The sequence below is a fragment of the Staphylococcus sp. HMSC36A10 genome (genome assembly GCF_001838845.1).
GTDB lineage: Bacteria > Bacillota > Bacilli > Staphylococcales > Staphylococcaceae > Staphylococcus > Staphylococcus aureus.
Map to the genome: position 1 here is coordinate 51,355 of NZ_KV839122.1, position 12,223 is coordinate 63,577.

A 12,223-nucleotide genomic window follows, 5' to 3' on the forward strand; every position below is an offset into this window, starting at 1 on the left:
ATTATTCACCTCTCATTTGATGGTATTTTTTCAATGCTTCACCATTATCAATCAATGTAGTTGCAAGTTCTATGCCTTCTGCGATGGTATCCACTTTCTCTGCAACATAAAGGCTTAAACCCGCATTTAGTAAGACAACATCACGTCGACTTGACTGATCTTTACCATTCAAGATATTCAGTGTGATTGCTAAATTTTCTTCAGGTGAACCACCTTTAAAATCACTATTCGGCGCATGTTTCAAACCATAATCAGTCGCATTTAATGTGTAATTTTTGATTTCTCCATCTTCAGTCAATTCATATATCAAATTATCACCAGATAGTGTTGCTTCATCCATACCATTTGCACCATGTAAAACGATTGCACGTTTTCTACCTAAATCTTTAATCGTTTTAGCAACTAACTTTAACTTTGTAGGATCAAAGACGCCTACCATTTGATACGTTAAGTGATATGGATTAATTAATGGACCCACAAGGTTTAATATTGTAGGCTTTCCAATCATTTTTCTAACTGGTTGCATATACTTCATGATTGGATATGATTCAGTTGCACCAATGAATACAAGGTCTTTTTCATTTAATTGGTTAGGTGTATCATCAACAGTTGTTGTTTGTATGTTCATTTGATTTAACAAATCCGTACTACCTGAATTTGAGGTAATACTTTTATTACCATGTTTTATAACTTTTATGCCAGCACTAGCTACGACAAAAGCTACAGTCGTTGAAATGTTAAAACTATTTGACTTGTCACCACCTGTGCCGCACACACACATAGCCCCTTCATAACATGGTTGATGTGGATACATTGTATTAATTAAGCTACGTACAATATATGTTAATTCTTGTTGTTGGATTTCTCGCTCCGAATAGGAACTAAGTAATTCATATTTAATATCAGTTCCAATACTAGGAGAAATAAGTATATCGATTAGCTCTTTAATGTCGCTTTCAAGTAATATAGTTTCAGTTTTTATTCTTGTTAGTAATGTCATGGTTTTCACCCTTCCTTCACTAGATTAATAAAATTTGTAATTATTTTGACACCATAGTCTGTAGCAAATGATTCAGGATGGTACTGAATACCGTAATGCGGTCTTTCTTTATGCTCAAATGACTGTATACAATCTTTGGTACGTCCAGTAATTTTCAATTCTTCTGGAAAATTGTCAGGGTTACTTATTAATGAATGATATCTCATAATTGAAAACTGTTCTGGAACATCTTGATATAACAGATGTTGATGATGCGATATAACCTTTAGTGTATCAACTTTTCCGTGCATAACCTTGTCGCCTTTAATCACCTCTCCACCGTAGTAACAAGTCAGTGCCTGAGCCCCTAAACAAATACCTAAGATGGGTTTGTGTTGATAGGTTGATATGATTTTCATCAACTGTTGATCGTCTAATGGATGCCCTGGACCAGGAGATATAATAACAGCGTCCACCGATTGATTCAGCACATTATCATCATCAGGGTATTGAACAATGACGTCAGTATGTTGAGCAACAATATCCACTAGGTTATATGTAAAGGAATCATAATTATCTACAACTAAGATCATGGGCTCACCTCCAATAAGCTTTTAGCTTTCAATTTCGTTTCATTCAGTTCTTTTTCAGGAATAGAATCATATACAACGCCACAACCAGCTTCTACGTTGATATACTGCTCATCTATCATCATCGTTCGAATTGCTAATGCAAAATCTAAGTTATGATTACAATTTATGTATCCAACACCACCACTATAAACGCCCCGTTTATGTGGATATTGTTCATATATTCTTTCAATTGCACGTAATTTTGGTGCACCTGAAACGGTACCTGTTGGTAATAAATTCGCAATAACTGTCATTGGCGATAAATTTTGATTTATTTTACCTGTGACTTCACTTACGATATGCATAACATGTTCATATTTTTCAATAACCATTAATTTAGTAATTTTTGAAGTACCGATTTTACTTACTCTATGAATATCATTACGACCTAAATCAACTAGCATACGATGTTCGCTGCATTCTTTAGGATCATTAAGTAGTTGTTTCATATTCTCATTATCTATTTGTGTCGTCTCACCACGTTGAATCGTACCTGCAATAGGATTAGTTGTTACAATTTGATCTTTGACACTTACGAAACTTTCGGGAGAACTACCGACAATATATGGTTGATCGATATTAAGATAATACATATATGGACTTGGGTTTTGTCGTTTTAAATTTTGATACAGTTGAAACGAAAGTTGATTTAAATGCTGACTAGCATGATGCGCATATTTGTAAATTCTTGATGGCACAACTTGGAACATATCCCCTTCTGTTATTTTCTCTTTGAAATACTGAATCATTTCGATAAATCTTTCTTCAGAAATATTTGATTGAATTTCTTTAGTTTTAAAATCAAAATCTTGTGTAGGCATGAATGGTTGGATTTTAGTTAAGTCTTCGATAGACTTATTAACTCGATTCTCAAGATCTGATTTTGTTGAATTTGAAAATTGATTCGTCGCGATGATATATAACTCATCTTTGTAATGGTCAAATACATAAACTTGTTCAACCATATATAACCTTACATCGTGCTGCTTGTGATCTTCTAATTGTATTGATTGCAATTTAGGAAATTCATGTCTTACTAAATCAAAGCTACACGTCCCAACATATCCAGATATAAATGGTAATGACTTAAGTTGCTCATCTTGAATATTATGGTAGTCTTCATTTATTTTAGTCGTTAAATAATGGTACGGTCTTTCAGTGATTTGATACGATTCTTTTAAAGTACTTACTGATAATACATCATTATCTAAAGTTAAAGTGCCATAAATATCAAAAATAACAACTGAATAGCGACCTTTAGTTTGTTGTTGATTTGTACTTTCCAAAATGATCTTCTTGGAATGAAGTTGTGCTAAAACTTCGGGCGTTACATTTGCTTTTATTTTTTTATAAAATATATCCATTCTATACGCTCCTTTCAAAAAAGCGCCAGCATCCTTATCAATATAAAGGACGCTGACGCGTGGTACCACCTAAATTAACCGAATATTCGAAATATTCATAGTTCACTCTTTACTATATATAATTTTTCTGTTGCAGACAAAACCCAATTTCATTAATCTCGGTGTTAGTTCACATCATCCACTAACTTTCTGTTGCTACCTTTAATTAACTACTACATTTTGTCTAAATAAAAAGACACCACATAACGCATATACCTGTAAGGACGCGTTACCGTGGTGCCACCTTAGTTAACATAATTCATGTTCACTTTCAAAACTCATTCAATTGTTTTCCAAAGTCCAATTCACAAGATATGGCGTGCTAATTCCCATCACCCATTAGCTTTCTATTTGCTACGTTTCATATCTGCTACTATTTCTTTAGAAAATTCTAATTATTTTTATAGTTCATTATATTACATAGGTCGTTCACATTTGTCAACACTAATTGTTTACTCAATTGGTGATAAGCAATATGCATATAGTAATTTCTCTGTCGCTTTAATAGAATCAATATGTGTTCGTTCCATTGCATGAGATGATTCAATGCCAGCGCCAAATAAACCATGTCTGATATCCGCACCAGCATGTAAAGCTGCTGAAGCATCTGAACCATAATATGGATATATGTCTACTTTATATGGAATGTTATTTATTTTGCAAAGATTAACTAGGTGCGATTTCAATTGCTTATGATATGGACCTGAAGCATCTTTGGCACAAATAGAAACTGTATATTCATCCGATGCTTGACCGTCTCCCAACGCGCCCATATCTAATGCAATATATTCTTTGATTTTCGAATCAATTGATGCATTTGCACCGTAACCTATTTCTTCGTTATTAGAAATATAAAATTGCGTTGTATGTGGTAATATTATTTGCTCTTCTTTTAATTTCTTTAGTAATTGTAGTATCATCGCTACGCTAGCTTTATCATCTAAATGACGAGATTTAATAAAACCTGATGACGTGATAACTGTACGTGGATCAAAGCTAACAAAATCACCTACTGAAATACCTAAACTCTTTGTATCTTCTTCTGATGTAGTTACTTCATCAATTCTTATTTCCATATGCTTTTGATCTCTAGGTATTTCATGATTATTTCTATATACATGAACACTTGTTTCATGCAGACAAATTGTTCCTGTATATATTTGACCAGCATCAGTTTTAATTTGGCAATATTCACCCTCAATCGCGTTATACGTGAATCCTCCAATTAATTCTATTGCTAAGCGACCATCTTCTTTAATTTCTTTAACCATTGCACCTAAAGTATCAACATGAGCAGTAATACAGCGTTGTACTTCATCATTTTTGCCTGGCACTGTTATTAATAACGCACCTTTATTTGTTAGTGTTGTTTGATAACCCAAGTCTTTTGCATATTTTTCGACAAATTGAATTGCTTCTTCTGTGTCTCCTGAAGGACTATTAATACCTGTTAATGTTTTAATCATTTCTAATATTGGTTCCATTGATTTACCCCTCCGTTGCCATTGTGTTACTATACTCTTTATTGTAGATGATTTATCTCCGTTTATCTATTAATGCTATTATCGATTTTTATTTACTATTGCACTGTGTCAACAGCTCATTTACAATGTTATTATTCTGAAAATTTCGAAATAAGGTGATTTATATGACAACAGTTTTATTTGTTGGGCTTGGATTAATTGGTGGAAGTCTTGCTAGCAATATAAAATACCATAACCTTAATACTAATATTATTGCATACGATGCAGATACTTCTCAGTTAGATAAAGCTAAATCAATCGGCATTATTAATGAAAAATGTTTAAATTATAGTGAAGCTATTAAAAAAGCCGATGTAATTATTTATGCAACACCTGTTGCTATCACAAATAAATATCTTAGCGAGCTTATAGATATGCCAACTAAACCTGGTGTTATTGTTTCTGATACTGGTAGTACTAAAGCAATGATACAGCAACACGAATGCAATTTATTAAAGCATAATATTCATTTAGTCAGTGGTCATCCAATGGCTGGTAGTCATAAATCTGGTGTACTAAATGCTAAAAAGCACTTATTTGAAAACGCTTATTATATTTTAGTCTACAATGAGCCAAGAAATGAGCAAGCAGCAAACACGTTAAAAGAACTGTTATCACCTACTCTTGCTAAATTTATTGTAACTACTGCTGAAGAACACGACTACGTAACAAGCGTCGTAAGTCATTTACCTCATATCGTTGCATCTAGTTTAGTTCATGTTAGTCAAAAGAACGGTCAAGAACATCATTTAGTTAATAAACTTGCAGCTGGTGGTTTTCGTGATATCACTCGTATAGCTAGTAGTAATGCACAAATGTGGAAAGATATCACCTTGAGTAATAAAACGTATATTTTAGAAATGATTCGACAGCTAAAAAGTCAGTTTCAAGATTTAGAAAGACTAATTGAAAGCAATGATTCTGAAAAATTGTTATCATTTTTTGCCCAAGCTAAATCGTATCGCGACGCACTACCCGCTAAACAACTAGGTGGACTAAATACTGCGTATGATCTATATGTAGACATTCCGGATGAATCAGGTATGATAAGTAAAGTGACTTATATCCTGAGTTTACATAACATATCTATAAGCAACTTAAGAATCTTAGAAGTACGCGAAGATATATACGGTGCTTTAAAAATTAGTTTCAAAAACCCTACTGACCGAGAACGCGGTATGCAAGCATTGAGTGATTTTGATTGTTATATCCAATAATTATTAAGTCTCTTTTGATAAATTCCATGTATTCTTAGATATTATTGTGAAAATCTATTGTGATATATGAAATATTTATCTTTAGAGACTTATTTTATACGAATCACAGTTATATATTACTTAAACCGTATAGTCATTACATTTTATGTCCAGCCATTAAACCTAATCTGCCGTGTTTTGTACCTGCTTCTGTAAACGATACTGCTTTGGACACAATACCTTTGCCGTATTTCAAATGTAATTGGTCTATCGTTTTAGCTAGACATTCGTCACGTTTGCGTTGGTATTCATCTTCAAACAGACTTAACTGTCGCTCATCCTCATTAATAAATTGACTCAAAGATATACTTAGCGTACGATATAGTGCTTGTTTATTACATAATTTATCTGCGAAATGCATTACTACTTTATAAATATCTTTTTCTAAGTTTGTTGGATCTTTCAAAGTATATTGCTTATGTACACCGCCTTCATCACTATAGCCAAAGGCAAAATGTATCGTTCTTGCCACTTTTTTTCTTGCTCGAACTCTGCTAGCAACATCTTCAATTAACTCTTGCATTACTACTTTTGCTTCATCAAAATGATAATCTCTCATTAATATTTGACTTTTGCATATCGATGGATTGCTGATCTTGTGCTTTTCACGTACTTTACTCTGATCTATCCCATTCGCATGTAGATGCATATCAACACCTAAAATACCGAACTCTTTTTTTAAAAATTTATATGGATATTTCGCTAAATCTCCTATAGTAAAAATTCCTCTTTTATTCAATTTGGCTTCTGTTCGACGATTAATACCCCAAAAATCTCGCAAGGGCTGAATTGGCCATAATTTCGTTGGTACATCTTGATATCGCCATTCAGCTATACCATTTTGACTATGCTTCGCTTCAACATCCATAGCAATTTTACTTAATAACATATTAGAACCAATGCCCACAGTACAATAAATGCCTGTTTCTTCATAAATTTCACGTTTAAGTCTTTCGCAAAATGCATGTACTGTAGAACTAAATCTATGATAGCTATCAGTAACATCCATAAAAAATTCGTCAATACTATATTGGTGTAAATCTTCAGGTGGAATATAACGCAATGCAATCTTAGAAATAGCAACTGAAACATTAAGATATTTACGCATACTTGGATTGATAATGTAAATATCATTTCTATGTGGTATTTCAAACAATCGCGACCCTGTCTTGATGCCTAATTCTTTTAATTTAGGTGTCGCAGCCAATATTACAGAACCCTGACGCTTAGTATCTGCAACAACAGCTAGCTTTGTTTCTAATGGATCTAGCCCCTTTTCAATACAAGAAACACTCGCAAAAAAACTTTTTTGGTCAATACATAGAACATCCCTATCTTCTAATAAATGATAATTATACACTGTTATTCCTCCCTTACTTGAATCTTATTATATACGAACACGTGTTCTATTTCAACTATTTTAGAACAAATGTTCTGTTATTTTGCAAATGAATTTTTAAGTATTACATGATATACTCAAATTAATAATGATTAGGAGGTTTGGATGATGCCAATCGTCAATGTAAAATTATTAGAAGGTCGTTCGGATGAACAATTAAAAAATTTAGTTAGCGAAGTAACTGACGCCGTAGAAAAAACAACGGGGGCAAATAGACAAGCAATTCACGTTGTTATAGAAGAAATGAAACCAAACCATTATGGTGTGGCTGGCGTAAGAAAGTCAGATCAATAATTCTTCATAAGATGCATGCCAATTAATTCTTTGAAAACGAACAAGGCGACTTCTATCTGAGTATGATAGAAATCGCCTTGTTTATTTTTAATCTTCATCTAAAAAGTCTTTAATAGCTTGTTTATTTGTGTTTTTATTAATCTGTAATGCACTACCATCAGTATTTGTATTGACATCTTCGTATGAGTTCTTGATTGGCACAGTCAATGACTTAACATCTTTTTCACCTCGGATACCAAAACTCAAACCTGTTTGGAAAATCCCTGAATCAGGAATGTTTGTATTCACATAGCCTCTTAAAATACCTGCAACTTTTGGTAATTTAACAACTGTTCTAAAATTAACCATTTCTTTTTTCAATGTTTGCATCACTTGTTGCTGACGTCGCACGCGTCCGAAGTCACCTTCAGGGTCGTGACGGAATCTTGCATAACCAAGTAATTCTTTACCATTCAACCTATGGTTACCCTTTTTCAAAGATACACCAATATTTTTCGACATATCTTTTTCGACATTAATTGGTACACCTTCAGGCATTAATTCATCAATCATTTTCTCAAATCCAGTAAAATCAACTACTGCATAATATTCAGGATTAATTCCTAAATTTTTATCAAGTGTTTTTCTAAGTAGCTCTGGACCACCTAAAGCGTATGCTGAATTAATTTTGTGTTTTCCATATCCTGGAATATCTGCATAAATATCACGCATGACAGACATCATTTTCATCTTTTTATTGATAAAGTCATATTGAACAACCATGATAGAATCTGTTCTTGATTGTCCACCTTGTGCTTTATCTGCACCGAGTACAAGAATAGAAATTTTACCATCATTTTTTACTGGTCCATTAAATTGATGTACTTTAACATCTTTCGCATGTTTCTTGGCATATTCTACACCGCTATTGTAACTATGTACAATATATACAACTAATGCGATAAGTAAAATTACAACAATCAGAAGAATGATAGGTAATTTCCTAATTTTCTTCTTCTTTTTTCGCTTAGGCGCCGAAGTGCGATGTTCACTTTGACGTCTATATTCGTTGTCATTAGTTTCTTTATCCATATTTACCTACCTTATATCTTCAAAAATAGATTTTTGTGTACTATAATAATCACATATTAACGTTATATAAAAACAATTCAAAAAGCAAGTGATTTCTTAATAAATCGTACTAAGGTCTAATGAAAGGATGTCAAAAATGAATATTAATACAGCTTATTTTGCCGGAGGTTGCTTTTGGTGTATGACGAAACCATTTGACACCTTTGACGGCATAGAAAAAGTAACTTCTGGATATATGGGCGGACATATTGAAAATCCTACTTACGAACAAGTAAAATCAGGTACGAGTGGTCATTTAGAAACTGTTGAAATTCAATATGATGTTGCATTATTCTCATACAATAAGTTATTAGAAATATTTTTCTCAGTCATTGACCCATTAGATACAGGTGGTCAATATCAAGACCGTGGTCCTCAATATCAAACAGCTATTTTCTACACTAATGATCATCAAAAAGAACTCGCTGAGACTTATATCGAGCAGCTTAAAAATACGATTAATGCTGATAAGGCAATTGCAACAAAAATATTACCAGCGTCACAATTTTACAAAGCCGAAGACTATCACCAAGATTTTTATAAGAAAAATCCAGAGCGCTATGCAGAAGAACAAAAAATACGCCAAGAATACAAAAATAAGCAATAACATTTATACTTGATGAAACTGATTGGACTGATAATAAAAGTTAGGCGACTTAACTTTAGCTCATTTCAATATTAAAATACGGTACAGATAGGAAACTTAAATATTCTTATCTGTACCGTTTTTTATAAATCATTCTTTATAGAAACCAAAAAATCCAAGCGCATCAGGCATAACTGTATACCTCTTAGCACTTGGATTTTAATTATTTGTGACGTATTACACGCATTACTTTAGAAAGTGATTCCCAAAGCGAATTATCTTTACGATAAACTAAAAAGCGTGGTTCCCAATTCGGATTATATTTAGATTTATAACGACGTAATCCTTGGAAACGATATAGACCGTTGAAATGTTCAAAGACACGGCCTGCAAGTCGTTCTCTTAAATATGAATAATGCAATTGACCAACGTTCGATAACGTTGCCATACCCATATTAAATTTTGTATAACCTTGTTCTTTACTCCAAAGTAACATATGCAAGTATAGACCATCCATTAATGGTAAATCTAACTCTGGCAACCATCTAATTAAATCGACTGAAATGGCATCATTAAAGTATGTTGGCATTAAACTACAAAATGCAATTACTTCATTTTCTTCATTTCGCATTACACCAATTGGCGCTTTAGATAAGTATTCTTCATTAAATTGACCAACAGAGAAATGCATTTCCTGACGATTATCTAGCCATAAATCACTTACATGTTGAAGTTCATTTATAAATTCAGTTGAAAACGGTGGTTCAATAATTTCGAACGAAATATTAAGTTCATCGAATTTATTTAAAGTCGCTCTAAATCCACGGCGTTTTTTACCTGAAGTTGAAAATTGCGTTAAATCAATAATTGCTTCTTCACCTAATTTGAAAAATTGGTTACCGAAATTATGATATAAAGGCATGTGTTGATCTGTAACTTGATAGAATATAACATCATAGCCTAAATACTCAGCGTAATTATAGAATGCTTCTAACAATTCATCAAAGGCATTTTCATCACCTAACGGATCTCCAAGAACCACTAATGAACTTGCTTTATAACGATACATTAAAAATGCTGTTTTATTTTCATTAGTGAAAAACTGCTTGTCACCACTATATATCAAGTGACTCAAATAATTACCGCCGTACTGATTAATAATCTCCTCGCAATCTTCAATTTTAGAAGAAATACGTACTTTGCTAAATTGATAATCAAACAACCATGCAATCATACCTATGATGATAGCGATGATTAAAATCGTAAGCCAGAAGTAATAGCGCAATACAGATGTATGCATTTCAATCGTATAAATATCTAATGCATATAACGTTCCAGCAATAAATATATGGTTAACATATAAAATAAATAAACTGAATAAAAGCATTGCAACTATATTTCTCATTCTTACTGGGCGTTTCAACCTACGTGCTCTACGGAAAGCTACAATAAGCAGAACAAAAATAATAGCTAACCATGTTATTAAAATATATGAAGCGTAAGTGAAGAATGTCGCCACTGTGATTAATAAAATTGAAATCATAGCAAAGATAATGGCACGTCTACTTTGCTTATAAATACCAACTACATTCAGTAAAAGTAATAAACAAGCACTAGTATGAATTGCCAATAGAATATAATACGTTAAGTGATTTCCATCATATAAAGCATCGTAAACAATCGTTAAGTTATTTACAAAAAAGATCATACTTGTAAAGAATACTAAAATTGCTAATGATAATGATGGAATTTTAGCAATAATATCCTTTTGATAAGACATTAAAAATGACGTAACATCTTTAGCAGGAATAAAGTATTTAGATCCCTCAATGTACTTCTTAGCTGATGTACCAAATTCAAATGATGATAAAATTAATGCAATAATTACCGGTACAAAATAGTACGCAAAACGATATAGAAGTAGCATTAATAATACTTTTTCCTCAGGGACACCTAAAGTTTTAAATCCTAGTAATACAACTAAATCGAAAGCGCCGAAACCACCAGGAATAAAGCTGACTAAACCTGATAATGCAGCAATGATAAATATTGCAATAAAGGACATGAATGATACATGAGCGTCAACAATTACACCACAGAAATATAATACAACTGCAGCTGCTAACCATTCAACACACGACACTAAAGTGCAGTACAATCCTACAAAACGATTGTTTTTATCGGGTGGTCTAACCATTGAATAAATAATGAATAATGGTAAGAAAAATGACACTACATATAATACCCATCTTACCCATGTAATCTTATCTAAGATTAAAGATGCATCGAAAACATGGAATACAATTAACAATGATAATAAGCTTAAACCTGTCAACATTGAAATAAGTATTAAGGATATAAAGTGAACTAATTTCTTTTTATCATGCGTATAGTTTTTATAAACCATTGCTCTAACGCCTGCACCAATAAAGCCACCGAAACCTACAATCGCATTCAATGCATTGATGATATAACTTACTCTTAAAACTTTGCCTAAGGATATATCCATTTTTAAAGCTCTAGATAAAATCACATCATACATTGATAGAATAACAAGCGATGCCCCACCACCAATAAATAGTAAAACCAAGGACATACGGTTAATCTTACTAAATTCAACCAACGTATCTTTAAAGTTAATACCAGATAACTCCCGATACAATGTGATTACTACAAAAATAAATAAAGCTGTAGCAAACGTAATTTTTAAGATTGAAAATATTTTGTTTTTAACTTCCTGATTCATTTTTTCACATCAATTCTAATTATTTCTGTTATAAATCAAAATATATCATATAAACCATAAAAATAGCATATCATTTACCTTTGATTTATATAACACTTTTGTCATATTGACATCTGTATTAAGAAGTAAATAGAAAATATTTCTATCTCAAACAGAACAATATGGTTATCTATACTGATTCATATTTAACATAAAGAAAATGATGAATCAATACTTATGAAAAATATTATTAATTAACAGCCGATTATGAGTGCTTCTTAATATATTAAAAATACCACTTGTTTTTATTTTCGAC

General features: G+C 32.3%; 10 protein-coding genes. 3 read left to right on the top strand and 7 right to left on the bottom strand.

Features of this window, described 5'->3' with window-relative positions; translation table 11 throughout:
• Position 1 precedes the first annotated feature (1 nt).
• The 4 genes from trpD to HMPREF3247_RS09380 all read right to left on the bottom strand — a co-directional run bounded on the left by trpD (position 2) and on the right by HMPREF3247_RS09380 (position 4,498).
• A complete protein-coding gene (gene trpD / locus HMPREF3247_RS09365) occupies positions 2–1,000 on the bottom strand; it encodes an anthranilate phosphoribosyltransferase (protein WP_000173825.1) in 999 nt (332 codons plus the stop codon).
• 5 nt (positions 1,001–1,005) lie between these two features.
• Positions 1,006–1,572, bottom strand: coding sequence for an anthranilate synthase component II (locus tag HMPREF3247_RS09370; protein ID WP_000604819.1), 567 nt, complete (start codon positions 1,570–1,572; stop codon positions 1,006–1,008).
• The gene (locus HMPREF3247_RS09375; protein WP_000350980.1) at positions 1,569–2,975 is read right to left on the bottom strand and encodes an anthranilate synthase component I; all 1,407 of its coding nucleotides are present in this window, start codon (positions 2,973–2,975) and stop codon (positions 1,569–1,571) included. The genes HMPREF3247_RS09370 and HMPREF3247_RS09375 overlap by 4 nt, the downstream gene beginning before the upstream one ends.
• Positions 2,976–3,466: 491 nt before the next feature.
• Positions 3,467–4,498 carry a M42 family metallopeptidase gene (locus HMPREF3247_RS09380; RefSeq protein WP_000433354.1) on the bottom strand — a complete coding sequence of 344 codons (1,032 nt, stop codon included), beginning with the start codon at positions 4,496–4,498 and terminating at the stop codon, positions 3,467–3,469.
• Positions 4,499–4,662: 164 nt separating this feature from the next.
• On the opposite strand from HMPREF3247_RS09380, the gene HMPREF3247_RS09385 reads away from it, so the two are divergent.
• On the top strand, positions 4,663–5,754 hold the full coding sequence (locus HMPREF3247_RS09385; protein WP_000214263.1) for a prephenate dehydrogenase: 1,092 nt from the start codon (positions 4,663–4,665) through the stop codon (positions 5,752–5,754).
• 136 nt (positions 5,755–5,890) lie between these two features.
• Here the strand turns inward: HMPREF3247_RS09385 and HMPREF3247_RS09390 are convergent, their stop codons facing one another.
• Entirely contained in the window at positions 5,891–7,153 is a 1,263-nt protein-coding gene (locus tag HMPREF3247_RS09390; protein WP_000283016.1) for a Y-family DNA polymerase, read from the bottom strand.
• 147 nt (positions 7,154–7,300) lie between these two features.
• Here HMPREF3247_RS09390 and HMPREF3247_RS09395 point away from each other — a divergent pair, with 147 nt between their 5' ends.
• Positions 7,301–7,486: a 2-hydroxymuconate tautomerase gene (locus HMPREF3247_RS09395; protein WP_001123276.1), complete on the top strand. Its 186-nt coding sequence runs from the start codon at positions 7,301–7,303 to the stop codon at positions 7,484–7,486.
• Between the two features lie 87 nt (positions 7,487–7,573).
• Here the strand turns inward: HMPREF3247_RS09395 and HMPREF3247_RS09400 are convergent, their stop codons facing one another.
• A complete protein-coding gene (locus HMPREF3247_RS09400) occupies positions 7,574–8,557 on the bottom strand; it encodes an LCP family protein (RefSeq protein ID WP_000356975.1) in 984 nt (327 codons plus the stop codon).
• Positions 8,558–8,693: 136 nt separating this feature from the next.
• Between HMPREF3247_RS09400 and msrA the strand changes: the two genes are divergently transcribed.
• Positions 8,694–9,203: a peptide-methionine (S)-S-oxide reductase MsrA gene (msrA, locus tag HMPREF3247_RS09405; protein WP_001024830.1), complete on the top strand. Its 510-nt coding sequence runs from the start codon at positions 8,694–8,696 to the stop codon at positions 9,201–9,203.
• A gap of 202 nt (positions 9,204–9,405) precedes the next feature.
• Here msrA and mprF read toward each other — a convergent pair whose 3' ends face one another.
• The gene (mprF, locus tag HMPREF3247_RS09410) at positions 9,406–11,928 is read right to left on the bottom strand and encodes a bifunctional lysylphosphatidylglycerol flippase/synthetase MprF (protein ID WP_001071152.1); all 2,523 of its coding nucleotides are present in this window, start codon (positions 11,926–11,928) and stop codon (positions 9,406–9,408) included.
• Positions 11,929–12,223: the final 295 nt, after the last annotated feature.

Bases quoted from the DNA above. Each gene is read 5' to 3' on its own strand.
- HMPREF3247_RS09370 (WP_000604819.1), bottom strand. From the start codon at position 1,572: ATGATCTTAGTTGTAGATAATTATGATTCCTTTACATATAACCTAGTG.
- HMPREF3247_RS09395 (WP_001123276.1), top strand. From the start codon at position 7,301: ATGCCAATCGTCAATGTAAAATTATTAGAAGGTCGTTCGGATGAACAA.
- HMPREF3247_RS09375 (WP_000350980.1), bottom strand. From the start codon at position 2,975: ATGGATATATTTTATAAAAAAATAAAAGCAAATGTAACGCCCGAAGTT.
- HMPREF3247_RS09400 (WP_000356975.1), bottom strand. From the start codon at position 8,557: ATGGATAAAGAAACTAATGACAACGAATATAGACGTCAAAGTGAACAT.
- mprF (WP_001071152.1), bottom strand. From the start codon at position 11,928: ATGAATCAGGAAGTTAAAAACAAAATATTTTCAATCTTAAAAATTACG.
- msrA (WP_001024830.1), top strand. From the start codon at position 8,694: ATGAATATTAATACAGCTTATTTTGCCGGAGGTTGCTTTTGGTGTATG.
- trpD (WP_000173825.1), bottom strand. From the start codon at position 1,000: ATGACATTACTAACAAGAATAAAAACTGAAACTATATTACTTGAAAGC.
- HMPREF3247_RS09385 (WP_000214263.1), top strand. From the start codon at position 4,663: ATGACAACAGTTTTATTTGTTGGGCTTGGATTAATTGGTGGAAGTCTT.
- HMPREF3247_RS09380 (WP_000433354.1), bottom strand. From the start codon at position 4,498: ATGGAACCAATATTAGAAATGATTAAAACATTAACAGGTATTAATAGT.